This window comes from Amycolatopsis taiwanensis DSM 45107 (genome assembly GCF_000519205.1).
GTDB classification, from domain to species: Bacteria; Actinomycetota; Actinomycetes; order Mycobacteriales; family Pseudonocardiaceae; genus Amycolatopsis_E; species Amycolatopsis_E taiwanensis.
The window spans coordinates 312,830-335,720 of the sequence record NZ_JAFB01000003.1 but is presented as its reverse complement, the minus strand read 5'-3'; the positions used below and the strand labels follow the sequence as shown (position 1 = coordinate 335,720).

Below are 22,891 nucleotides of genomic sequence, written 5' to 3'. Positions count from 1 at the left end.
CGACGGTGAGCAAGAGGCGTTACGTTGCCAGGGGCGTGCCGGGTGGCTACCGGATCTGGGACAACCGAGGACGTCGATGGTGGGGCGATCTCTACGAGCTGTGTCCTGACGAGCTCTTGACCGAGCTCAACGGTCGGGCGAACCAGGCACGGATTACGGCGCTGATGAAGCGCTACCGGGCGCACAAGCGATAGGGAAAGCGCGCCGGACGCGGGCCGGGACGCTCAGCGGAACTCGTCGTCGAGGCCGGTGACGATGCGCTGCTGGTCGGCGGCGTCGGCCGGGTCCGCTTCGAAGGGGAACTCCGGGGTGAACACGGGTGCCGGCTCCTCGACGACCTCCCGCTGCTGCTCGGCCACGTCGGCGTCCGACATTTCCGGGTCGGCCGGCCACGGGGCCCCGGCTTCGGGCTGCTCAGCGGACTCGTCCGGTTCGGTCACCCTGATCACTCCTCGATCGCTTGGCGCACGGCCTCGGCCACGTCCGGGTGGCCGAGCGGGATCGGGGCGGGCACCCGGTCCCGCTCACCGCCGGTGCTGTAGGCGACCACCTTGACCTCGACCCCGGCGTCGGCCAGTGCCGTGCGCCGGGCGGCCGTGTCCTCCTCCCAGTGTCGGGTCTCGGCATCACCACGGTCCGGCGAGATGTACCGGTCGGCGGCCGGGTCGATCAGCAGGACGGACCGCACCGTGTCGGTGTGCCGTTGCGCCAGGCTCAGCGCGTCGTCCGCGAACGGGCCGCTGGCCACGACGTGCACCGACCGGCCCGGTCGCGGCGGATCGGCCAGGAGGTCGTCGGCCTCGGTCAGCGCGCCGGGGGAGGGCAGGCGGCACCAGGTGATCTGCCAGTCTTCGGCGAGTTCCCGCCAGGTCGCGGGGAGCTCGGCGTGCTTGGCCGCTCCGGCCGGGTCGAGTACCAGCACGATCGGCCCGTCCGGGGTACCTTCGGTGACGGCGGGCGGACCCGCGGCGCGGACGGGGTCCGGGGACGAAGCGGGATGGCTCATGACCGTCGGCTACCCAGGAGCCCGCCGGACTAACACACTGCTGCCCGGGAGGGGAGAAAACCATGCGAGACAACGGTTTGTCGGGGTTGCCGGCCGGGTTCCCGGCCGTGACCGAGCGGACGGAGATCCCCGACGACAGCGCGCTCATCGCCGAACAGCGGCGGCGCGCGGTGCGGGCGATCGCGTCCGCGGCGACCGACGCCGACGACTGCGCCTTGCTGCTCGACGCGCTGGGCCTGCAGGCGTCCGAGGGCACGACCTCGGTGCCGGCGCCCCGCCCCGGACATTGAACCCACTGAATGTGTCGAGTATCACATTGAAGCAATCCAGGGCTTGAGTTTTCTGGGGGTTGCACCCCCAGACCCCCTTTGATCCCGTTCGTGCTGTACACAGGCCTCAGGTAAAGGACGGTCCCATGGCCCTCGGTGACATCGCGTTGCGCACTCTTGCGGGCGATCCGGCGACCCTCGGTGGTCTCGGTCGCGGCACCCTGCTGGTGGTGAATGTGGCCTCGCGGTGTGGCTTGACGCCCCAGTACGAGGGGTTGGAGCGGCTCCAGGAGCGCTACGGCGACCAGGGGTTCTCGGTGGCCGGGTTCCCGTGCAACCAGTTCGCCGGGCAGGAGCCGGGTACGGCCGAGGAGATCACCACCTTCTGCTCCACGACCTACGGGGTGAGTTTCCCGCTGTTCGAGAAGATCGAGGTGAACGGCCCCGGCCGGCACCCGCTCTACGCCGAGCTTGTCCAGCGGCCCGATGTCGAGGGGCAGGCCGGAGACGTGCAGTGGAACTTCGAGAAGTTCCTCGTCCGCTTCGCAGACGGTGCCGGCGGGGACGTGGTGGCCCGCTTCCGCCCGCGTACCGATCCGGAAGCGCCCGAGGTGATCTCCGCGATCGAATCGGCCCTGGCCGGTTAGCGCCGGCGGTTTTGCCGGCGGGGTATTCCGGGTTTCCCGGCGTTGAGAGAACGGGAAACGCCGCCGCCTCACCGGTGAATCAGAATCGCCGCTTGGCCTCGGTCGCGGCCGGGGAGGTGGCGAGCTTTTCGAGCAGGCCGATCAGGACGTTCCGCTCCGTCGGGGTGAGTGCGTTCGCCCACGCCTGCTCGCGCTTGTTGTGCTCGGTGAAAGTGCTGCTGATCGCCTCGCGGCCGGCTTCGGTCAGGTCCAGCAGCACCGCCCGCCGGTCGTGCTCGGCCTGCTGTCGCGAGACCAGCCCGTCCCGTTCCAGCGTGTTGACCAGGGCCGAGACCGCGGCCCGGCTCATCCCCGACAACTGCGCGACGCGCTTTGCCTCCAGCGGCCCGGCATTCCACAGTGCGAACAGGACCCGGAACCCGGCCCAGCTGAAGCCGCGCGGCCGGTGCACGGTGGACTCCCAGTCGTAGACCAGCGTGCTGGTCAGCCGGTGCAGCGTGAGGCACATGCGCATCGCGACCGGGTCGACCTCGGGCAGTTCGTCGCTCGTCTTCCGAATTGCGTAATCCACGAAGGTGAGGTAATCGAGCACGGGCCGGTCGAGAGGTTCTGCGGTCATGTCGCAAGATTAGCCTTTTCCTTCGATGTGAGCTGCATTACTCGTGATTCGCCAAGGGTGCTAAAAGGTTTTATGGCTGGAACGCGTGGCGGTGCTCGGCCTTACGCGTGCTCGGCCGATCCGGCGGAGAGGGCCAGGCGCTGTCGAGGGCCGAGCTGACCGCATCGGGTGATTTTGGCGACCGGAGGCGTGGTTTGCCCGCCGTGGCCCGGCGGGCGGCGCGGCGCCGGGGTGATCCTCGTGCGGGGGAAGGTGGGCCCCCGCGTCAGGAGCGAAGCAGGGCGCCGGCACGAAGGAGATGGACGATGACGTGGCTCGATCTTGGCGAGGATTCGCCTTACGGGACGGCGAACCTGCCCTACGGCGTGTTCTCCCGGGGAGACGGGTCGCCGCGGGTGGGGGTGCGGATCGGGGAGCGGGTGCTCGACCTCACCGCGGTCCTCGACGACTCGGTGTTCGCCGAGCCGTCGCTGAACGCCTTCCTCGCCCAGGGCCGGGCCCGCTGGTCGGCGGTGCGGGCCCGCATCACCGCGCTGCTGACCGAGGAGGAGCATCGCGCCCGGGTCGAGCCGGCGTTGTTCCCGGTCTCCGAGGTGACCGTGCACCTGCCGGTCCTCATCGGCGACTACGTGGACTTCTTCGCCAACGAGTTCCATGCCGGCAACGTCGGCATGATGCTGCGTCCCGGCGCGGACCCGTTGCCGCCCAACTGGAAGCACCTGCCGCTCGGATACGTGGGCCGGGCGGGCACGGTGATGATCTCGGGTACCCCGGTGGCCCGCCCGCACGGACAGCGCCGCGTAACCGGCGCCGCCGCGCCGGAGTTCGGCCCCTGCGTGCATCTGGACTTCGAGGCCGAGGTCGGGTTCGTGATCGGCAGCGGGTCGCGGCCGGGCCGGCCGGTCGGGGTGGGGGAGTTCGCCGACCACGTCTTCGGAGTGTGCCTGGTCAACGACTGGTCCGCCCGTGACCTGCAAGCCTGGGACGCCACCCCGCTCGGACCGTCGCTGAGCAAGGCGTTCGCGACCTCGGTCTCGCCTTGGGTGGTGCCGCTCGACGCGCTGGAGCACGCCCGGGTCGAGCCCCCGGCGCGTGACCCGGAACCGTTGCCGTATCTCGCCGACACCGAGAAGTGGGGCCTGGACATCACCCTGGAGGTCCGTCTCAACGGTCACGTGGTGTCGAATCCGCCGTTCGCGACGATGTACTGGACCCCGGCGCAGATGCTCGCGCAGTTGACCGCCAACGGTGCGGCCGTGCGCACCGGCGATCTCTACGCCTCGGGCACGGTGAGCGGGCCGCTGCCCGCCCAGCGAGGTTGCCTGCTCGAGCTGAGCTGGGGCGGGCACGAACCGATCAGCCTGCCCGGCGGCGCGCCCCGCGCCTTCCTCGAAGACCGCGACGAGGTCGTCATCACCGCCACCGCGCCCGGCGCCGCCGGCACCCGCGTCGGCTTCGGCGAGGTGAGCGGCCGCATCCTGCCCGCCCGCTGACCCGCCAAACGCCCAGCCGGGTCCGCTGCATGGCGCACCGGACTGCGCTGAATGGATATCATTCGTCAGTGTCGTTCAAAACGCTTGTGGGTACTCCGTGACGTCCGTGAGCGCCCGTCTCGCGTTCTCAACGATGCTCCATTCACGTACGGGTGACAGTAAGGTGATCATGGCAGCGGAAGCTCCGGCCTCCCCCTCGGTGGACCGCGCCCTGACCGTGCTGGAGGCCCTCGTCGCCGCCGGGGACGGGCTGACGCTGTCCGCGCTGGCCCGTGGCACCGGGATACCGCTGGCCACTACGGCCTCCATCGTCTACACGCTCGAACAGCGTGGCTACGCCTCCCGCCGCGTGGTGGGGCGCAGCCACTTCTGGCGTGCCACGGTCCGGCTCTACGAGCTGGCCGCGCCCCTGGCCCACTGACATGGAACTCGCTGTCGAACTGCTCGGCCTGATCGTGGCGGTGCTCGCCGTGACCGGGCTGGCTCGCCGGCTCGGCTGGTCGCCGCCGCTGTGCCTGGTGACGGCCGGGGTGGCCGTCTCGTTCATCCCCGGCGTGCCCGAGTACCAGCTGAACCCCGAGCTGGTGCTGGTCGGGCTGCTGCCGCCGCTGCTGTATTCCGCGGCCCTCCAGACCTCGCTGATCGACATCCGGGCCAACCGCGTCTCGATCGCCACGCTGTCCGTCGGGCTGGTCGCCTTCACCACGATCACGGTCGGCCTGGCCGCCTGGGCGGTCGTGCCCGGCCTGCCGCTGGCCGCGGGCTTCGCGCTCGGCGCGGTGGTCGCGCCGCCGGACGCGGTCGCGGCGAGCGCGGTGGCCCGCCGGGTGGGCATGCCGCGCCGGATCGTGCGCATCCTGGAGGGCGAGAGCCTGCTCAACGACGCGGTCGCGCTGGTCTCGCTGCGCACCGCGATCGCGGCGATCGCCGGCTCGGTGGCCGCCTGGCAGGTCGGCGGCGACTTCCTGCTCGCCGCGGCCGGTGGGGCAGTGGTCGGCGGGCTGGTCGGCTGGGGCGCCAGCCTGCTGCTGCGGCGAGTGTCCGACCCGGTAGTAGGCACCGCGTGGTCCTTCGTCGTGCCGTTCGTGGCCTACCTGCCCGCCGAGGCGATCCACGGCTCGGGCGTGCTCGCCGTGGTGGTCGCCGGGATCTTCATCGGCCACCAGTCGCCGCGGATGGTCTCCGGCCCGACCCGGCTGACCAGCCGGCTCAACTGGCGCACCATCCAGTTCCTGCTCGAGAACGTCGTCTTCCTGCTGATCGGGTTGCAGTTGCGGCGGATCGTGACCGAGGTGGGGCAGGCCGACCTGTCAGCGCTCGAACTGGCCACCATCTGTCTCGGCGTGCTTTTCGCGACGATCGTGAGCCGGTTCGTGTGGATGTTCGCAGTCGCGGGGATCCGGCGGATCGTGGGTGTGCGACGGTGGCCCTGGTCGTATTCAACGGTGATCTCGTGGGCGGGCATGCGCGGTGTGGTCACCCTCGCCGCGGCGTTCGTGCTGCCGGCCGACACACCACAGCGGGCGGTGCTCGTGCTCGCCGCGTTCGTCGTGGTGGCCGGCACCCTGTTGCTGCAGGGCACCACGCTGCCGCGGCTGGTGCGCCTGCTCCGCCTGCCCGCGCCCGACCCGGCCCAGGACGACCTGCAGGAAGCCGCGCTGCTGCACGAGATGACCCGCGCGGGGCTGGCCCGGCTCGAGGAGGTCCGCACCCAGGCCGACCCGCCCGAGGTGATCGACCGGTTGCGGGACAAGCAGGCGTACCGGGCGGACACGGCGTGGGAACGACTCGGCCGCGGGAGCCAGATCGAAGAGACGCCCAGTGAGGTATACCGCCGCCTGCGCGCGGAAATGCTCGATGCCGAACGGGAGGTGCTGCTCGACGCCCGCGACCGTGGCTCGGTCGACGACGAGGTGCTACGACGGGTGCTCAGCACACTCGACATCGAGGAAGCCATGTTCGAACGACCCGAGGAGCCTGACTACATGCCCGAACGCGAACTGCACACCCCCGCCGCGACGGCGGGATCCTGTGCGCACCTGGAACACGCCGGTAACCCCCAACCCGGCACCGCCGGCTGCGAGGAATGCCTGCGGGACGGCACCAGTTGGGTGCACCTGCGGCTGTGTCTGGAGTGCGGGCACGTCGGGTGCTGCGACTCGTCGCCCCGGCGGCACGCCACGGCCCATTTCCACGACACACGCCACCCGGTGATCCGCAGCTTCGAGCCGGGCGAGAACTGGCGATGGTGCTTTGTGGACAGCATCATCGCGTGACGGTCGAGCGGCGCACGCTCGCCCGTGTTCACTGTGCACGAGTGACCCGTTCATGCCGATTTTCGGGAGCAACGGGTCACTCATGTACGGGAACGCTTGACAGGATCTCGAACGGGTGTTCGACTTGACATATGCGATGGGAGAGCCAGCGAGCTGACGCTGATGCGCAGCAGACGCTCCCCGGCCTGCCCGGGCTCGTGCGTACCGTGCGGTCGCCGGAATTCCGGGGTGTCACCTACCACGAGGTGCGCGCCCGGTCCGTGCTGAACAGGGTGCCCGGTCAATCCCTCGTGCCGTTCCGCTGGACGGTCAACCCGTACCGGGGCTGCTCTCATTCCTGCGTTTACTGTTTCGCCCGCAACACGCACACCTATTTGGACTTCGACGCGGGCCGCGATTTCGACACGCAAGTGGTCGTGAAGATCAACGCGCCGGAGGTGCTCGCTGCCCAGCTTCGCCGGCCGGGGTGGACCCGCGAGCACGTGGCCATGGGCACCAACACCGATCCCTACCAGCGTGCGGAGGGCCGCTACGAGTTGATGCCCGGCATCATCCGCGCGCTCGCCGAAGCCGGCACCCCGTTCTCCATCCTCACCAAGGGCACCGTGGCCAGCCGCGACCTGCCGCTCCTGCGCGCGGTGTCGGCGGAGGTAGACGTCGGGCTCGGGGTGTCGATCGCGTTGCTCGACCGCGGGCTCCAGCGCCGCGTGGAACCCGGCACGCCGAGCCCGGCGGCCCGGCTCGACCTGGTGCGCAAGGCCCGGGAGTCCGGGCTGCGGTGCGGCGTGATGATCGCGCCGGTGCTGCCCTGCCTCACCGATTCCTCCGAGGCCCTGGACGAGTTGCTCGCCGCGGTCGCCGACGCGGGCGCCACCAGCGCCACCGTGCTGCCGCTGCACCTGCGTCCCGGCGCTCGCGAGTGGTACGGGGAGTGGCTGGCCCGCGAGCATCCCGAACTCGTTCCGCGCTACCGGGAGCTCTACGCCGCCGGCAGCTACGCTGACGGCCGTTATCGCCGCCTGCTCGCCGCGCGGGTGGCGCCTCTGCTGCGCCGTCACGGCTTCGATCGCGTTGGCTCGGCGGAGGCACCTTCGTCGCGGCTGCCGGCTCCCCGCACGACGGAGGAATCCGGGCAACCTGTCACGCGAGGCGAGCAACTGAAGCTGCTCTAAGTCGATGGCCCGCGTGGCGGCGCGGTTGCCGGCCCACCGCAAGCGGCTGATGCCGATCAAGAAACACAAGTCAGGTCTGTCCGGTGGCTCGCGAAACCTGCTGGCGCTCTCCGGGGGTGCATTCGTTAGCCTTGGCTGTCGGCAAAATGCCTGGCAGCCCGACTCGGAAAGCAGCCCGAGCCGCCGTTCGCACAGTGTCAAGGAGAGCAACCGCAGTGCTTCGCACCCATCAAGCCGGCACGTTGCGTGCCGAGCAGGCCGGTCAGATCGTCACGCTCACCGGGTGGGTGGCCCGGCGGCGCGATCACGGCGGGGTGATCTTCATCGATCTGCGCGACGCCAGCGGCCTCGCCCAGGTCGTCTTCCGCGAGGGCGAGATGGCCGAGCGCGCGCACCAGCTGCGGTCCGAGTTCTGCGTCCAGGTCACCGGTGAGATCGCCCGGCGCCCGGAGGGCAACGAGAACCCCGAGATCGCCACCGGCCAGATCGAGGTGCTGGCCACCGGGCTCGAAGTCCTGTCGGAGTCGGCCGCGCTGCCGTTCCCGATCGACGACCGGGTGGACGTCGGCGAGGAGGTGCGGCTCAAGTACCGCTACCTGGACCTGCGCCGTAGCGGTCCGGCCCGCGCCATGCGGTTGCGCAGCGAGGTCAACCGGGTCGCGCGGGAGGTGCTGCACTCGCAGGACTTCGTCGAGGTCGAGACCCCGACCATGACCCGTTCCACGCCGGAAGGCGCGCGCGACTTCCTGGTCCCGGCACGGCTGCGCCCCGGCTCCTGGTACGCCCTCCCGCAGTCGCCCCAGCTGTTCAAGCAACTGCTGATGGTCGGCGGCCTGGAGCGGTACTTCCAGATCGCGCGCTGCTACCGGGACGAGGACTTCCGGGCCGACCGCCAGCCCGAGTTCACCCAGCTCGACATCGAGATGAGCTTCGTCGACCAAGACGATGTTCTCGCCGTCGGTGAGGACATCGTCACCGCGCTGTGGCGCCTCGTCGGCTATGAGGTGCCGCGCCCGATCCCGCGCATGACCTACGCCGACGCGATGGCGAAGTACGGCACCGACAAGCCGGACCTGCGGTTCGGCCTGGAACTGACCGAGCTGACCGAGTTCTTCGCCGACACGCCGTTCCGTGTGTTCCAGGCGCCTTACGTCGGCGCCGTCGTCATGCCCGGCGGCGGGAGCCAGCCGCGGCGCCAGTTCGACGCCTGGCAGGAATGGGCCAAGCAGCGCGGCGCCAGGGGCCTGGCCTACGTCACGGTCGGCGAGGACGGCACCCTCGGCGGCCCGGTCGCCAAGAACCTCGCCGAGCACGAGCGCGCGAACCTCGCCGCCACGGTCGGCGCAAAGCCGGGCGACTGCGTGTTCTTCGCCGCGGACAAGCCGAAGGCCGCCCGGCAGCTGCTCGGCGCCGCCCGGGTCGAGATCGGGCAGCGGCTCGGCCTGATCGACGAGAACGCCTGGTCGTTCGTGTGGGTCGTGGACGCCCCGCTGTTCGAGGCCACCGACGAGACCGACGACGTGGCGGTCGGCTCCGGCAAGTGGACCGCCGTGCACCACGCCTTCACCGCGCCGAGCCCCGAGTGGATCGACAAGTTCGAGTCCGACCCCGCGAACGCGCTGGCCCACGCCTACGACATCGTCTGCAACGGCAACGAGATCGGCGGCGGCTCGATCCGTATCCACCGCGCCGACGTGCAGAAGCGGGTCTTCGAGCTGATGGGCCTGTCCGAGGCCGAGGCGCAGGAGAAGTTCGGCTTCCTGCTCGATGCGTTCCAGTTCGGCCCGCCCCCGCACGGAGGCATCGCCTTCGGCTGGGACCGGATCGTCATGCTGCTGGCGCGCGCCGACTCGCTGCGTGACGTGATCGCGTTCCCGAAGACCGGCGGCGGCTACGACCCGCTCACCGGAGCCCCGGCGCCGATCACCGCGCAGCAGCGCAGGGAAGCCGGTGTCGACGCCAAACCGCCGAAGTCGGCGGCCGCGCAGTGAGCCGCGCGTAGGCGGTGCTCCATCTGCGAGCGGTCTGCCCGGCGGAGCGGACCGAGGAGGCGCTGAAGGTACTGGGCCAGGAGCCGGGGGTCGCGCATCTGGTGGTGCACCGGGGCGCGGCCGTCGCCCCACCCGGCGACCTCATCGAGGCCGACATCGCGCGGGAAGCCGCCGACGACGTGATGGACCGGCTGTGCGGGCTGGACATCGACCGTGCGGGCGGGATCACCCTGGCCGAGCTCGACACCGCCTTGTCCGACGCCGCCGACCGGGCCGAGGCGGCGGCGCCCGGCGAAGGCGCGGACGCGATCGTCTGGCAGGAGCTGCTGAGCCGGACCGGTGAAGAGTCGCGGCTGAACGTCACGTTCCAGGCGTTTCTCACCATCGCCTGTCTGCTCGCCTCGGTCGGCGTGATCACCGACTCGCCGGTGACGATCGTCGGCGCCATGGTGGTCGGGCCGGAGTTCGGGCCGCTGGCCGCGATCTCGGTGGGCCTGGTGCTGCGCCGCTGGGACCTGCTGCGCCGGGCGGCCCTGGCGCTGGGCGTCGGGTTCCCGCTGGCCGTGCTGGTCACCGCGGGGGTGACGCTGCTGTCACAGGCGATCGGGCTGCTGGACGTGACGCAGTTCCGGGCCGGCCGCGAGGTCGACTTCGTCTACCAGGTCGGCTGGTACTCGCTGATCGTCGCGTTGCTCGCGGGCGCGGCCGGCATGCTCGCCATGACCTCGGCGAAATCCGCCGCGCTGGTCGGCGTGTTCATCTCGGTCACCACCGTGCCCGCGGCGGGTTACGCGGTGGTCGCCGCGGTGGTGGGTGACTGGTCCCGCGCCGGGGAGTCGGTCGGCCAGCTGGCGGTCAACCTGCTGGGCATCGTGGTCGCTGCGGCGGTGGTGCTCGCGGTGCGGCACCGCGGCCGGCGTCTCAACGGCCTCGGCCGGCCGCTTTCCCGGGGCTGATGGCCCCGCAAGGCGCGCTGGCTGATTCGTTGTGGTGGGCCGGTTGTGGGAGCTAGTAGGGTCGGAAGCGATGAGCGTGGACACGTTCGGCGAAGCTCCCGATGCCCCGGCCGGCAGGTCAGGGGGATCAGGACGATCCGTCGATGCGGCGGTCGCTGCGGGCGAGGCGGTGCTGGCTCACCGTTTCGGCAGCACGATCACGCTCGCCGAACCAGAGGTGCTGACGGGCAGCGGACCCGCGACGGTGGTGCGCGCCCGGATCGCCTCGTCTCCCTTCGGCCTGCCGCGCACCCTGGTGATCAAGCACTATCCAGCTGCTCGGCCGGGACTGCCGGACCCGTTCGCCCAGGAAGCGGTCAGCTACCAGCTGTTCACCGCGTTGTCGGCCGAGGACCGGATGTGCCCGGAACTGCTGGCGCACCACGGCCCGGAGCGGGTGCTCGTCATCGAGGACCTCGGCCGTGCGCCAACGCTCGAGGACAAGCTGCGCGGCTCCGACGCCCGGGTCGCCGAACGCTCGCTGTTGTCGTGGGCGCGCTCGCTCGGACGGATGCACGCGACCACGGCCGGCCGGGAAGCGGACTTCGACGCGTTGCTGCGGAGGCTGGGCGGTCCGGTCAAGCAGAAGAAGCAGACGACCGCCGCGCCCCGGGAGCTGCCGGACCTGCTCGCCGAGCTCGGGGTGGCCATGCCCGCCGAGGTCCGGGAGTTCGCCGACCACGCGTGGGAGCAGGCGCCAGCGGGCACCTACCGCGCGTTCAGCCCCGTTGACCTCAGCCCCGACAACAACCTGGTGACCGACTCCGGGGTGCGCTTTCTGGACTTCGAGCGGGGCCAGGTCCGCGACGCGCTGATCGACGCCGCGCACCTGCGGGTGCCGTTCGGGTCCGGCGCGGATCCCCAGGCGCTGCCCGCGGGCATGTGCGAAGCCATGATCGCGGTGTGGCGTGCGGAGGTGTCCGCGATCTGGCCCGCGCTCGCCGACACCGACACGCTCTCCGTGTTGCTGCTGGACCACCAGTTCACGCTGGTGTGCCTGCGTACCTGGGACTGCCTGGCCGCGGGCTGCGAGATGGTCGCCGCGCTGGTGACCTGGTGGCGGGATCTGGCCGCCGATGCTACGCGCGCTGGCGAGCATCGGCTCGCCGGCTACGCCGACGACGTCGCCGCCGCGCTGGACTCCAGGTTCGGCCCCGGCCTGGCTCTGCCGCTGTACCCGGCCTTCCGCTGAACGGCGACACGAGCATTTCGGGCCTTTCGCCTGGCCTCTCGACGGCGAGGCCTGGGTTGCACCCTCGACAACGCAGGTTCTGACCTGCGCACGGGATGTCGGTGGACACCATTACCGTGGACGGCGTGCAGGACGAACTCTTCACGGTGAACCCCGATCTCGCGCCTGAAGACCAGCCGGAGCCGGTGCGGGAGATCGTGGTGCCGCCGGGTGCACCGCTGGCCGTGCGGATGCGGCCGCGCTCGCTGGACGAGGTCGTCGGTCAGCAGCATCTGCTCGCCGACGGCGCACCACTGCGCCGCCTGGTCGAGGGCGCGGCACCGGCTTCCGTTCTGCTTTACGGCCCGCCTGGCACCGGCAAGACCACGCTGGCGAACCTGGTGTCCACCGCGACCGGCCGCCGGTTCGTGGCATTGTCCGCGCTTTCGGCCGGGGTGAAGGAGGTGCGCGGGGTCATCGAGGACGCCCGGCGCCGCCGCCGGTACAACGACGAGAACACCGTGCTGTTCATCGACGAGGTGCACCGGTTTTCCAAGACGCAGCAGGACGCGCTGCTCGGCGCGGTCGAGGACCGCATCGTGTTGCTGGTCGCCGCGACCACGGAGAATCCCTCGTTCTCCGTGGTGTCGCCACTGCTGTCGCGGTCACTGGTGCTGCAGTTGAGGCCGCTGACCGACGACGACGTGCGTGGGCTGATCCGCCGCGCGCTCGCCGACGAGCGCGGCCTTGGCGGCGAGTTGGATCTCACCAGCGAGGCCGAAGACCATCTGGTCCGGCTCGCCGGGGGAGACGCCCGCCGGGCGCTCACCGCGCTCGAAGCGGCCGCCGACGCGGCCGCGGCCACCGGTCGCTCCGACATCGCGCTGGCCACCGTGGAATCCACTGTGGACAAGGCAGCGGTCCGCTACGACCGGGACGGCGACCAGCACTACGACGTGATCAGCGCGTTCATCAAGTCGATCCGGGGATCCGATGTGGACGCCGCCCTGCACTATCTGGCGCGGATGATCGAGGCGGGCGAGGATCCCCGGTTCATCGCGCGCCGGCTGGTCGTGCACGCCAGCGAGGACGTCGGGATGGCCGATCCGACGGCCTTGCAGTCGGCCGTCGCCGCCGCGCATGCCGTCCAGTTCATCGGCATGCCCGAGGGCCGGCTCGCGCTCGCTCAGGCGACCGTGCACCTGGCCACCGCGCCGAAGTCCAACGCCGTGATCACCGCGATCGACGCGGCGCTGGGGGACGTGCGGGCCGGGCGGGCCGGCACGGTGCCGCCCCACCTGCGCGACGGTCACTACGCCGGGGCCACGCGGCTGGGCAACGCCCAGGGGTACCGCTACCCGCACAATGTGCCCGAAGGCGTGCTCCCGCAGCAGTATCCGCCCGACGAGCTCGTCGGTGCCGACTACTACCACCCGACCTCGCGCGGTGCCGAGCGCATGCTCGCCGAACGGGTTCCCCGGCTCCGCCGGACCATCCGGGGCGGCTGATCCGCCGTATAACGATCTATACGGCGGCACCCTCGACAGCCACCGCCACCGAGCGGGCAAGCGTGTCCGGAGCCATCATCGAGACATCGAACCCTTCGGCACAGCTGAGCCCAGCGGGGAAGGAGTGCAGATGGCCGACGTCACCGTAGCCGTGCTGGGGACCGGGATCATGGGGCTGCCGATGGCGGTGAGCCTGCGGCGCGCCGGGCTGCGGGCCCGGGCGTGGAACCGCACCACGGAGAAGGCGCGCCCGCTGGCCGAGCACGGTGCCGAGGTCTGCGACTCGCCGGGGCAGGCGGTCGCCGGGGCCGACTTCGTGCTCACCATGCTCGCCGACGGACCCGCCGTGGACCAGGTACGCGAGGCGGTGCTCGGCTCGGGCGCGGTGTGGATCCAGTCGTCCACCGTGGGTGTGCCGTGGACCGGCCGGTTCGCCGAGGCCGCGGGTGAGGCCGGCGTGCCCTTCGTCGACGCACCGGTGCTGGGCACGAAGCAGCCGGCCGAGCAGGGCACGCTGGTGGTGCTCGCGTCCGGCCCGGAGGAGTTGCGCGAGCGGTGCGCCCCGATTTTCGACGCGATCGGCGGGCGCACCCTCTGGGTCGGCCCGGCCGGAGCGGGCAGTCGGCTCAAGCTTGTCGCCAACGCATGGGTACTGGCGCTGACCAACGCGACCGCGGAGAGCGTCGTGCTGGCCGAGACACTCGACCTCGATCCACGCCTGTTCCTCGACGTGATCGGCGGCGGTTCCCTCGACGTGCCGTACGCCCACCTCAAGGGCGGCGCCATGATCTCCCGGGAGTTCCCGCTGAGCTTCGCCACCAAGCACGCGCTGAAGGACGCGAAGCTGGTGCTGGAAGCGGCGGATGGCGCCGACCTCGCGGGTATCCGCGCCGCTTCGGCGCACCTGGAGAAGGCGGCGAAGGCCGGTCACGGCGAAGAGGACATGGCCGCCGTGTATTTCGGCGTCCGCTGACCGCGCCTTGGTGATCTTGGTGCGGGTTGACCGGATCGGGTGGGCCGGACCCGCTGGAGGAGGCGGCGCACGGTAGCCTGACCGGCATTCACATCGCTGGTTTCCCAAGGAGGGCCCGTGTCGGGAGGGCAGATCGCCGCGCTGATCGCCGCAGGTGCATTCGTGCTGCTGGTGCTGCTGTTGGCGATCCCGTTGATCAAGCTCGGCCGGACCCTCGACGAGGCGACCATCGCGATCCGTAAGGCGCACCAGAACACCGACCCGATCCTGATCAGCGCCAACGACACGATCACCCACGTCAACACCCAGCTGGAGCGGGTCGACGGGATCACCGCGAACGCACAGGCGGTCACGGGCAACGTGTCCGCGCTGTCCTCGGTGTTCACCGCGACGCTGGGCAGCCCGCTGGTGAAGACCGCAGCGTTCTCCTACGGCGTCAGCAAGGCGATCCGTGCGCGGCGCAAGGCCAAGGCCGGCGCCGACGGCAAGCGTGGCCGTGGCGGTCGGAAGAGGAGCGACAACTCATGAAGCGCCTGTTCTGGCTCGGGTTGGGCGTCGCGGCCGGGGTCGCGCTTTCCCGCAAGGCGACGCAAACGGCTCGTCAGGCCACGCCGGCTGGGTTAGCCTCGAACCTGGGGGACGCCGTCGGCGAGCTGGCCGGCGCGATCGGTTCGTTCGGCGCGGATGTGCGCGCCGGGATGAGTGAGCGGGAGCACGAGCTGCGCGACATGGTGGAGAAGCGGTCCGGGATCGCCACCGGGGATCAGGCAACGGCCCGCCCCGCTGCCCGGACGCGCCCGGCGCGAGCGCGCCGGGCGGAGGGCTGAGCAGACGCTCACCACCCCCAGCCCTCCGCCGCTGCCGCCCTCCTGATCACGGCACGGCGTTTCGGCCTGCCACCCCGGCCCAAGGAAAGACCAGTGGAAACACACGAGATCAACAAGCGGTTCACCAGCCATTTCGAGCGCAACGGCCACACCAGGGTGCCCAGCGCCTCGCTGATCCTGGACGATCCGACCCTGCTGTTCGTCAACGCGGGCATGGTCCAGTTCAAGCCGTACTTCCTCGGCGAGGTCCCGCCGCCCTACCCCCGCGCGACCAGCATCCAGAAGTGTGTCCGCACCGGTGACATCGACGAGGTCGGCAAGACCACGCGGCACAACACGTTCTTCCAGATGGCCGGGAACTTCTCCTTCGGCGACTACTTCAAGGAAGGCGCGATCTCCCTGGCCTGGGAGCTGATCACCGGATCGGTCTCCGACGGCGGGCTCGGCTTCGACCCGGACCGGATCTGGGCGACCGTGTACGAGCACGATGCCGAGACGGCCGGCCTGTGGCGCAAGGTCACCGGGATTTCCAGCGAGCGGATCCAGTTCCGCGGGGCCGAGGACAACTACTGGGACATGGGGGTCCCCGGTCCGGGCGGGCCGTGTTCGGAGATCTACTTCGACCGTGGGCCCGCCTACGGCCGCGAGGGCGGTCCAGCGGTGGACGAGGATCGCTATCTGGAGATCTGGAACCTGGTGTTCATGCAGGACATCCGGGGCGAGGGCAGCCCGAAGAAGGGCTACCCGGTGATCGGTGAGCTGCCGAAGAAGAACATCGACACCGGCATGGGTGTCGAGCGCGTCGCGAACCTGCTGCAGGGCGTGGAGAACGTCTACGAGACCGACCTGATCCGCCCGGTGATCGCGAAGGCCGAGGAGTTCTCCGGCCGCCGCTACGGCGCCGACCATGCCGACGACGTGCGTTTCCGGGTGATCGCCGACCACGCGCGCTCCGGCGTGATGCTGATCGGTGACGGCGTGACCCCCGGCAACGAGGCTCGCGGCTACGTGCTGCGCCGGCTGCTGCGCCGCATCGTGCGGTCGATTCGCCTGCTCGGCGTGCACGAGCCGGTGCTGACCGAGTTCGCCGCCGTCGTCCGCGACACGATGTCCCCGTCGTACCCGGAGATCGCCCGCGACTTCGACCGGATCAGCGAAGTGATGCGCGTGGAGGAGGAGGCGTTCCTCGCCACGCTCACCAGCGGTGTCCGGATCTTCGACCTGGCCGCCGACGAGACCAAGCGTGCCGGGGGCGAGATCCTGGCCGGGGACAAGGCGTTCCAGCTGCACGACACCTACGGCTTCCCGATCGACCTGACCCTGGAGATGGCCGCGGAGCAGGGCCTGTCGGTGGACGAGGACGGCTTCCGGACACTCATGGAGGAGCAACGGCAGCGTGCGAAGGCCGACGCGGCCGCCCGTAAGCAGGGCCGCGGCGACCTGTCGGTGTACCGCGAGCTGCTCGAACGCCACGGTGAAACCGGCTTCCTCGGCTACACCGACCTGCAGGCCACCGGGAAGGTGATCGGCCTGCTCGTGGACGGCGTGCCGGCGCGCAGCGCGAGCGAGGGCACGAAGGCCGAGCTGGTGCTCGACCGCACCCCGTTCTACGCCGAAAGCGGTGGTCAGGTCGCCGACACCGGTTTCCTGGTCGGCGCGGGTGTCGAGCTGAAGGTGCTCGACGTGCAGAAGGTGGTGCCGGGTCTGTTCGTGCACCGGGTCGAGGTGGTCGCCGGCGAGGTCGGGATCGACACCGAGCTGACCGCGTCGGTCGACGGCACGCGCCGGTCCGCGATCGCCCGGTCGCATTCGGCAACCCACCTCGTGCACGCGGCGGTGCGGGGCGCCTACGGGCGCCGGGCGGCGCAGGCGGGCTCGCTCAACTCGCCGGGACGGCTCCGGTTCGACTTCACCACGCCGGGCGCGGTTTCGGCGGGCGTGCTCACCGAGGTCGAGGAGGAGGTCAACGACTACCTCCAGACCGATGCCGAGGTGCAGTCCTACGTCACTAGCAAGGACAAGGCCCTGGAGCTCGGCGCGATCGCGCTGTTTGGGGAGAAGTACGGCAACGAGGTCCGCGTGGTCGACATGGGCGAGTACTCGCGCGAGCTGTGCGGGGGCACTCACGTCGGCCGGATCGGCGAGTTGGGACTGGTCAAGCTGGTCGCCGACGCATCGATCGGTTCCGGTGTGCACCGCGTCGAGGCTCTCGTCGGCACGGACGCGCTGCGTCACGTGCGCAAGGAGCAACTGCTCGTCTCGCAGCTGGCCAACACCTTCAAGGTGCCCACCGATCAGCTGCCCTCCCGCGTCGAGGACGTGCTGACCCGCCTGCGCAACGCGGAGAAGGAGATCGAGCAGCTGCGCACCCAGCAGGTGCTCGGCTCGGCCGGGACGCTCGCGGACAAGGCGCAGGACGTGCACGGCATCGCGCTGGTGGCCGAGAAGCTCGACGGCGAGATCGACTCCGGTGCCGCGCGGGCACTGGCGATGGAGGTGCGCAACCGGCTCGGTTCGCGGCCCGGCGTAGTGGCGCTGTTCGTCCCGCAAGGGGAGAAGGTGAGCTTCGTGGTGGCCACGACGGCGGCGGCCCGGGAGAAGGGGCTGGCCGCGGGCAAGCTGGTGCCCTCCTTCGCGCCCGCCGTCGGCGGCCGGGGCGGCGGCAAGCCGGACCTGGCCCAGGGCGGCGGGAGCGAGCCCACCGGTATCGATCGGGCGATCGTGGCGCTGCGGGACGCGGTCGCCGCCGGGTGAGTCGGGGCAGGCACGAGATGGCGGACATGCCGCCCGTGGTCGCGCGTTGACCAGGAACAGCAAGCCGGACCGGCCCGGGGTGGCCGACCCCGGGCCCGGGCGGCGTCTCGCCGTCGACGTCGGTTCCGTCCGCGTGGGTGTTGCGCTCAGTGATCCCGCGCCGATGCTCGCCAGCCCGCTGGTTACCCTTTCGCGTGATGCGAACGGCGACACTGACCTCGCTCAGCTTTCACATCTCGTCACGGATCATGAGGTGGTGGAGGTGATCGTGGGTCTGCCCAGAACTCTCGCGGACCGGTACGGCTCTGCCGCCGAGGTCGCGGTCGACTACGCGCGCCGCTTGGCCGAGCGGATCGCGCCCGTCCCGGTGAGGCTCGCCGACGAGCGGCTGACCACGGTCAGCGCTGCCCGGACGCTGTCTCAGCGTGGGGTCAAGGGGCGCAAGCAGCGCGCGGTGGTCGACCAGGCCGCCGCGATGGAGATCCTGCAGAGCTGGCTGAACGGCCGCGCTGCCCACCTGGCACGGGAGGGCGGCGCGTGAACGGCGAACCTCCCCACCGGCGTCCGCAGCAAGGCGGGCGGCATGCCCGGCGAGACCAGCCACCGGCCGGCCGCCCGCCGGCGCCGGGCCGTCCCCCGGCGCCCCGGACGCCCCCGCCGCCACCTCCGTCCCGGCAGCCGCGTCCCGCGCCGCCCGAGCGGCTTCCCCAGGAGCGCCCGGCGCCGCCGAGGCGGGGCCGGGCGATGCCCCCCGAGCAGCCGCTGCAGCTCCCGCGGGAGCAGCAGCCTCCTCGGGAGGCGCAGGCTCCTCGCCAACCCCCTGAGCCGCAGCCTCCCCGTGCGCAGCCTCCTCGGGAGCCGCACCCGTCGCTGGATCCACAACGGCCTCTGCCGGGGTACCAGCCGCCGGATGGCCCGGCGCCGCGCCGGCGGCGTTCCGCCGAACCGCCGGTGGAACAACCCGCCGACGAGGGCCTGGACCTGTTCCAACCGCCGCCGGGCCCGGCCCGCCAGCACCCGGGTGACGAGAGCCCCACCGAGATCATCCATCTCGTCGACGATGACGTCTACGACGACGATTATCCGGACGACTACCTCGAAGACGACTACCAGGAGGACGAGCGCGCCGAGCCCGAGTACATCGAGCCCACCGAAGAGCCGGAGGACCCGCCCCGGCGTCGCCGCAAGCCACTGCGCTGGGTGGCCGCGCTCGCGGTCATCGCGCTGATCGGCGCGGGTGCCTGGTTCGGCGTCACCCAGATCTTCGGCTACGACGACTACCAGGGCGACGGCGAGGCGGACGTGCTGGTCCAGGTCGGCGAGGGCGACTCGACCAACGCGGTCGGTCGCACGCTGGCCGACGCGGGCGTGGTGGCCAGCGCGAAGGCGTTCGTCAAGGCCAGCGCGGACAATTCGAAGGTGCTGACCCTGCAACCCGGCTACTACGTGGTCAAGACGAAGATGTCCGGGGCCGCGGCGGTGGCGATGCTGACCGAACCCGCCGCCCGCGTGGGCATGCTGCAAATACGGGCGGGCACGCAACTGGACGACATCACCCAGCCCGACAACTCGGTCACGCCCGGCGTGTTCACGCTGTTGTCCAAGGCGTCCTGCGCGAACCTCAACGGCAAGAGCACCTGCGTGTCCACCGACGACCTGCGCAAGACCGCGGAGTCGGCGGACCTGGCCGCCATGGGGGTGCCGGACTGGGCCGCCTCGGCGGTCGCTCAGAGCACCGACGCCCGCCGGATCGAGGGTCTGGTTGCGCCCGGGGTATATGACGTCAAGCCCGGCTGGACCGCCGAACAGTTGCTGGGCGACGTGCTCAAGAGTTCGGCGTCGAAGATCCAGTCCGCGGGGCTGGCCGGCACCTCGACCGTGCAGGGCCAGAACGCCTACCAGGTGCTGACCATCGCATCCCTGATCGAACGGGAAGCCGTCAAGCAGGACTTCCCGAAGATCTCCCGGGTCATCTACAACCGCTTGGCCAGCCGTGACATGCAGCGACTGCAGTTGGACTCGACGGTGAACTACCTGCTGGACAAGCCGGTCGTCACCACCACCGATGCCGACCGGACCAGGCCCGGTCCCTACAACACCTACGTCACGCGCGGCCTGCCGCCGACCCCGATCGGCTCGCCGAGCTCGGACGCGATCCAGGCGGCGTTGCAGCCGCCGGACGGCGATTGGCTCTATTTCGTGAAGTGTGAGAAGAACGGTCTGTCGTGCTTCGCGGCGACCCTGGAGGAGCACAACCACAACAAGGACATAGCAAGGCAGAACGGTGCCTACTAAAGCTGCGGTATTGGGAAAACCCGTCGGACACTCGCTTTCGCCGGTGCTGCACTACGCCGCGTACCGGGAACTGGGACTCTCGTGGACCTACGAGCGGATCGAGGTCGACGCGGCGGGCCTGCCGGTCCTCGTCGCCGGGCTCGGCCCGGAGTGGGCCGGCGTGTCGGTGACCATGCCCGGCAAGCGGGCGGCGCTGGAGTTCGCCACGGCGGCGACTCCCCGCGCGAGAGCGGCCGGTGCGGCGAACACGTTGGTACACACCGAATCCGGCTGGTTGGCCGACTGCACCGACGTCGACGGCGTGGTGGGGGCGCTGCGTGCCGCGGGCGGTTTCGCCGCCCCGCCTCCAGCGTCGGGACTGGTGCTGGGCGCGGGCGGCACCGCCGCGGCGACCATGGTCGCCTTGGCGCAACTGGGCGTGGCGCGCGCACGTCTGGTGGTGCGGGATCCGGCCCGTGCCACGGAAACGCTCGCCGCGGCTGACCGTGCCGGCGTGCACGTCGAGGTGGTCACCTGGTCCGGCGCGGACTTCGCCGAACTGGCCGGCGATGCCTCGGTGCTGGTGAGCACCGTGCCGCCGGAGGCCGTGGCCGAGCACGCGAACACGCTGACCCGGGTGCCCTGCGTGCTCGACGTCATCTACCACCCGTGGCCCACCCCGCTCGCGGAGGCCGTCGCGGCCCGGGGCGGGCGGATCGCCACCGGACTGGACATGTTGTTGCACCAGGCTTTCGGACAGGTGGAGCAGTTCACCGGGCTGGCGGCGCCGAGGGAAGCGATGCGGGACGCCCTGCGTGACGCCACCGAAAACGTGTTGCCGCTGCCGCTGGAGTGAGGCATGGCTCACCGTGGGGTGAGCAGGATCCACACCGGGCCGGGCGCGAGTGGGAGCGGATTGCCGGCCGGAGTGGTCAAGCGCATGGGCGAGCCGGGGTCCGGACGGGTCCAGGTGGCCGCGAACGACTGCCCGTCGCGTAGCACGGTCGCCGCCCCGGTGCCGACCGTCCGCGCGACGGGAGAGCCTGCGACAACCCCGCTCTCGCCCGGATCGCCGGGACGGGTGTCGACCCGTTGTTCCACCACGGTGGCCGCGGTGACCGGCCCGGAGTCGGTGGAGGTCACCGGAGTGCCGTCCATCGCGACCGACCACCGGTGCGCGTTCGCCGACCAGGTGAAGCCGAAGGACGCCGCGCTGTAGCCGACCCGGAAACTCGTGGCCGGAACACCGCCCGCCGGAGTGCTCCCGGACTCCGGAACCGGGTTGGTGGCCGGTGCCTCTCCCACGGGCAGCAGGCTCGGGCGCACGAACATGTTGTGCGGGGCCGGTCTGCTCCCTGCACGGAAGTAGGCGTCGGGGACCTCGGCAGGTGAGGCGTTGACCACGGGCGCGGAGCGGAGGGTGGGCAGTATTTCCGGTGCGGCGCCGGAATAGGCCAGCGTCGGCTTGCCATACTGGGCAAGCACGCCGATATCCGTGGTCCGCGCGCTGCGCACGGGCCCGATCACCGGCGGTGGAGTCCCGAAGTACACGGCCATCAGCCGGGTCAGCCCACCCTCGACCGGTTCCACGTAGACAACGTTGGCGGAGCCCAGGCCGGTCTGCGGGCGCGCGTCCTCGACGTTGTCGATCTTCACGGCGAGCACCGGCTGGCTGAGGGCCTGGCCGGGCGAAGGTGCCGGGCCGGGCGAAGGTACCGGGCGCGGCGCCGAGGACGGCGGGCCGGGCGGCATGCGGGAGAGCAGGATCCCAGCGACGACCAGCCCGACGAGTACCGCCCCGGCGACCGAAACCCACAACCATCTCTGGTGGCGTCCGCGCACAAGCCGACCGTAAGGCGGGATCGCGCGAACCCACAACACGGCCGTGTCTTCGGTGTCTTCTGCGATCTTCTCCAGGTGCGCCCCCGGACCACGACGCCTTCGGGGGAGCACGCGCTAGCGTGGGCCGGTGAAGATCGCCATCCTCGACGACTACCAGAACGTCGCACTGGGTTTCGCGGACTGGGCCGCGCTGGACGCCGAGATCGAGGTGTTCACCACGCATCTCGGCGACCCCGACGAACTCGTCGAACGACTGGCCGGGTTCGAGGTCGTGGTAGCCATGCGTGAACGCACCCCGTTTCCGGCGGACCTACTGGCCCGCCTGCCCCGCCTGAAGCTGCTGGTCACCACCGGTCGCCGCAACGCCGCGATCGACGTCGATGCCGCGCGGCGACAAGGCATCGTGGTCTGCGGCACCGCTTCGGTCGCGCCCCCGACGGCCGAGCTGACCTGGGCGCTCATCCTCGCCGCGGCCCGCAACCTCGCGGTCGAACTGCCGTCCATGCGGGCGGGCGGCTGGCAGAGCACCGTCGGCACCGGGTTGAGCGGCCGCACGCTCGGGCTGCTCGGCCTCGGCCGGCTCGGCTCGCGGGTGGCGAAGGTCGGTCAGGCGTTCGGCATGGAAACCATCGCCTGGAGCCGGCACCTGACTCCCGGACGGGCGGCCGAGCACGGCGTGACCGTGGTGTCCAAACAGGACCTGTTCGCCCGCGCCGACGTGCTGTCGATCCATCTCGTGCTCAGCGAGCGCACCCGCGGCCTGGTCGGGGCGGCCGAGCTGGCCGCGATGAAACCGGACGCGTTGCTGGTCAACACCTCGCGCGGTCCGATCGTCGATGAGGCCGCGCTGCTGGACGTCCTGCGGGGCAGGCGGATCGGCGGCGCCGCGCTCGACGTATTCGATGTCGAGCCGTTGCCCGCCGACCATCCCTTGCGGGGCCTGCCCAACGTGGTTCTCACGCCGCACCTTGGCTATGTCACGCGGGAAACCTACGAGGTCTTCTTCCGCGAGGCTGTCGAGGACATCGCCGCCTACCTCGCGGGAACCCCGGTCCGCGTGATCACCTGACCAGG

Annotated in this window: 23 protein-coding genes; 19 read left to right on the top strand and 4 right to left on the bottom strand. The window is 70.9% G+C overall.

Features of this window, described 5'->3' with window-relative positions; translation table 11 throughout:
- The first annotated feature begins 5 nt into the window (after nucleotides 1-5).
- Nucleotides 6-194 (top strand): hypothetical protein, encoded by a 189-nt coding sequence (locus A3CU_RS50810; RefSeq protein WP_084143025.1) that lies wholly within the window; start codon nucleotides 6-8, stop codon nucleotides 192-194.
- Nucleotides 195-224: 30 nt separating this feature from the next.
- Here the strand turns inward: A3CU_RS50810 and A3CU_RS43040 are convergent, their stop codons facing one another.
- Nucleotides 225-440 carry a hypothetical protein gene (locus A3CU_RS43040; RefSeq protein ID WP_156960189.1) on the bottom strand — a complete coding sequence of 72 codons (216 nt, stop codon included), beginning with the start codon at nucleotides 438-440 and terminating at the stop codon, nucleotides 225-227.
- A gap of 5 nt (nucleotides 441-445) precedes the next feature.
- Nucleotides 446-1,006: a hypothetical protein gene (locus A3CU_RS0101560; RefSeq protein WP_027940775.1), complete on the bottom strand. Its 561-nt coding sequence runs from the start codon at nucleotides 1,004-1,006 to the stop codon at nucleotides 446-448.
- Nucleotides 1,007-1,068: 62 nt separating this feature from the next.
- Between A3CU_RS0101560 and A3CU_RS43035 the strand changes: the two genes are divergently transcribed.
- Both A3CU_RS43035 and A3CU_RS0101550 read left to right on the top strand, forming a co-directional pair.
- Nucleotides 1,069-1,296, top strand: coding sequence for a hypothetical protein (locus A3CU_RS43035; RefSeq protein WP_043840468.1), 228 nt, complete (start codon nucleotides 1,069-1,071; stop codon nucleotides 1,294-1,296).
- 125 nt (nucleotides 1,297-1,421) lie between these two features.
- Nucleotides 1,422-1,922, top strand: coding sequence for a glutathione peroxidase (locus A3CU_RS0101550; RefSeq protein ID WP_027940774.1), 501 nt, complete (start codon nucleotides 1,422-1,424; stop codon nucleotides 1,920-1,922).
- Between the two features lie 79 nt (nucleotides 1,923-2,001).
- Here the strand turns inward: A3CU_RS0101550 and A3CU_RS0101545 are convergent, their stop codons facing one another.
- Nucleotides 2,002-2,541 (bottom strand): MarR family winged helix-turn-helix transcriptional regulator, encoded by a 540-nt coding sequence (locus A3CU_RS0101545; protein WP_027940773.1) that lies wholly within the window; start codon nucleotides 2,539-2,541, stop codon nucleotides 2,002-2,004.
- Nucleotides 2,542-2,846: 305 nt separating this feature from the next.
- On the opposite strand from A3CU_RS0101545, the gene fahA reads away from it, so the two are divergent.
- The 15 genes from fahA to A3CU_RS0101470 all read left to right on the top strand — a co-directional run bounded on the left by fahA (nucleotide 2,847) and on the right by A3CU_RS0101470 (nucleotide 20,831).
- Nucleotides 2,847-4,034, top strand: coding sequence for a fumarylacetoacetase (gene fahA / locus A3CU_RS0101540; protein ID WP_027940772.1), 1,188 nt, complete (start codon nucleotides 2,847-2,849; stop codon nucleotides 4,032-4,034).
- Nucleotides 4,035-4,203: 169 nt separating this feature from the next.
- On the top strand, nucleotides 4,204-4,455 hold the full coding sequence (locus A3CU_RS0101535; protein ID WP_027940771.1) for a helix-turn-helix domain-containing protein: 252 nt from the start codon (nucleotides 4,204-4,206) through the stop codon (nucleotides 4,453-4,455).
- Nucleotide 4,456: 1 nt separating this feature from the next.
- Nucleotides 4,457-6,310: a Na+/H+ antiporter gene (locus A3CU_RS0101530; RefSeq protein WP_027940770.1), complete on the top strand. Its 1,854-nt coding sequence runs from the start codon at nucleotides 4,457-4,459 to the stop codon at nucleotides 6,308-6,310.
- A 131-nt stretch (nucleotides 6,311-6,441) separates the two neighbouring features.
- Nucleotides 6,442-7,482, top strand: coding sequence for an Rv2578c family radical SAM protein (locus A3CU_RS43030; protein WP_052371356.1), 1,041 nt, complete (start codon nucleotides 6,442-6,444; stop codon nucleotides 7,480-7,482).
- A 215-nt stretch (nucleotides 7,483-7,697) separates the two neighbouring features.
- Entirely contained in the window at nucleotides 7,698-9,473 is a 1,776-nt protein-coding gene (aspS, locus tag A3CU_RS0101520) for an aspartate--tRNA ligase (RefSeq protein WP_027940769.1), read from the top strand.
- 14 nt (nucleotides 9,474-9,487) lie between these two features.
- Entirely contained in the window at nucleotides 9,488-10,429 is a 942-nt protein-coding gene (locus A3CU_RS0101515) for a DUF389 domain-containing protein (protein ID WP_027940768.1), read from the top strand.
- 70 nt (nucleotides 10,430-10,499) lie between these two features.
- A complete protein-coding gene (locus A3CU_RS0101510; protein WP_027940767.1) occupies nucleotides 10,500-11,660 on the top strand; it encodes a phosphotransferase in 1,161 nt (386 codons plus the stop codon).
- A gap of 125 nt (nucleotides 11,661-11,785) precedes the next feature.
- Nucleotides 11,786-13,147, top strand: coding sequence for a replication-associated recombination protein A (locus A3CU_RS0101505; protein WP_027940766.1), 1,362 nt, complete (start codon nucleotides 11,786-11,788; stop codon nucleotides 13,145-13,147).
- A gap of 130 nt (nucleotides 13,148-13,277) precedes the next feature.
- Nucleotides 13,278-14,120, top strand: coding sequence for an NAD(P)-dependent oxidoreductase (locus A3CU_RS0101500; protein WP_027940765.1), 843 nt, complete (start codon nucleotides 13,278-13,280; stop codon nucleotides 14,118-14,120).
- Nucleotides 14,121-14,237: 117 nt separating this feature from the next.
- A complete protein-coding gene (locus A3CU_RS0101495) occupies nucleotides 14,238-14,648 on the top strand; it encodes a DUF948 domain-containing protein (RefSeq protein WP_027940764.1) in 411 nt (136 codons plus the stop codon).
- On the top strand, nucleotides 14,645-14,947 hold the full coding sequence (locus A3CU_RS0101490) for a hypothetical protein (protein ID WP_027940763.1): 303 nt from the start codon (nucleotides 14,645-14,647) through the stop codon (nucleotides 14,945-14,947). The genes A3CU_RS0101495 and A3CU_RS0101490 overlap by 4 nt, the downstream gene beginning before the upstream one ends.
- A gap of 93 nt (nucleotides 14,948-15,040) precedes the next feature.
- Entirely contained in the window at nucleotides 15,041-17,701 is a 2,661-nt protein-coding gene (gene alaS, locus A3CU_RS0101485; RefSeq protein WP_027940762.1) for an alanine--tRNA ligase, read from the top strand.
- Between the two features lie 46 nt (nucleotides 17,702-17,747).
- A complete protein-coding gene (ruvX, locus tag A3CU_RS0101480; protein ID WP_043840467.1) occupies nucleotides 17,748-18,242 on the top strand; it encodes a Holliday junction resolvase RuvX in 495 nt (164 codons plus the stop codon).
- A gap of 410 nt (nucleotides 18,243-18,652) precedes the next feature.
- Nucleotides 18,653-19,996: an endolytic transglycosylase MltG gene (gene mltG / locus A3CU_RS43025; protein WP_043840466.1), complete on the top strand. Its 1,344-nt coding sequence runs from the start codon at nucleotides 18,653-18,655 to the stop codon at nucleotides 19,994-19,996.
- Complete coding sequence (locus tag A3CU_RS0101470; RefSeq protein ID WP_027940760.1) at nucleotides 19,986-20,831, top strand: shikimate dehydrogenase; 846 nt, start codon at nucleotides 19,986-19,988, stop codon at nucleotides 20,829-20,831. The genes mltG and A3CU_RS0101470 overlap by 11 nt, the downstream gene beginning before the upstream one ends.
- An 8-nt stretch (nucleotides 20,832-20,839) precedes the next feature.
- Here A3CU_RS0101470 and A3CU_RS0101465 read toward each other — a convergent pair whose 3' ends face one another.
- Nucleotides 20,840-21,817 carry a DUF3048 domain-containing protein gene (locus A3CU_RS0101465; protein ID WP_027940759.1) on the bottom strand — a complete coding sequence of 326 codons (978 nt, stop codon included), beginning with the start codon at nucleotides 21,815-21,817 and terminating at the stop codon, nucleotides 20,840-20,842.
- 127 nt (nucleotides 21,818-21,944) lie between these two features.
- Here A3CU_RS0101465 and A3CU_RS0101460 point away from each other — a divergent pair, with 127 nt between their 5' ends.
- On the top strand, nucleotides 21,945-22,886 hold the full coding sequence (locus tag A3CU_RS0101460) for a D-2-hydroxyacid dehydrogenase family protein (protein WP_027940758.1): 942 nt from the start codon (nucleotides 21,945-21,947) through the stop codon (nucleotides 22,884-22,886).
- Nucleotides 22,887-22,891: the final 5 nt, after the last annotated feature.

Excerpts from the sequence above, each read along its gene's own strand:
- A3CU_RS0101510 (WP_027940767.1), top strand. The coding sequence starts at position 10,500 with ATGAGCGTGGACACGTTCGGCGAAGCTCCCGATGCCCCGGCCGGCAGG.
- A3CU_RS0101550 (WP_027940774.1), top strand. The coding sequence starts at position 1,422 with ATGGCCCTCGGTGACATCGCGTTGCGCACTCTTGCGGGCGATCCGGCG.
- A3CU_RS0101560 (WP_027940775.1), bottom strand. The coding sequence starts at position 1,006 with ATGAGCCATCCCGCTTCGTCCCCGGACCCCGTCCGCGCCGCGGGTCCG.
- A3CU_RS0101490 (WP_027940763.1), top strand. The coding sequence starts at position 14,645 with ATGAAGCGCCTGTTCTGGCTCGGGTTGGGCGTCGCGGCCGGGGTCGCG.
- fahA (WP_027940772.1), top strand. The coding sequence starts at position 2,847 with ATGACGTGGCTCGATCTTGGCGAGGATTCGCCTTACGGGACGGCGAAC.
- A3CU_RS43030 (WP_052371356.1), top strand. The coding sequence starts at position 6,442 with ATGCGATGGGAGAGCCAGCGAGCTGACGCTGATGCGCAGCAGACGCTC.
- A3CU_RS0101545 (WP_027940773.1), bottom strand. The coding sequence starts at position 2,541 with ATGACCGCAGAACCTCTCGACCGGCCCGTGCTCGATTACCTCACCTTC.
- A3CU_RS0101535 (WP_027940771.1), top strand. The coding sequence starts at position 4,204 with ATGGCAGCGGAAGCTCCGGCCTCCCCCTCGGTGGACCGCGCCCTGACC.
- A3CU_RS43035 (WP_043840468.1), top strand. The coding sequence starts at position 1,069 with ATGCGAGACAACGGTTTGTCGGGGTTGCCGGCCGGGTTCCCGGCCGTG.
- A3CU_RS0101530 (WP_027940770.1), top strand. The coding sequence starts at position 4,457 with ATGGAACTCGCTGTCGAACTGCTCGGCCTGATCGTGGCGGTGCTCGCC.
- A3CU_RS0101500 (WP_027940765.1), top strand. The coding sequence starts at position 13,278 with ATGGCCGACGTCACCGTAGCCGTGCTGGGGACCGGGATCATGGGGCTG.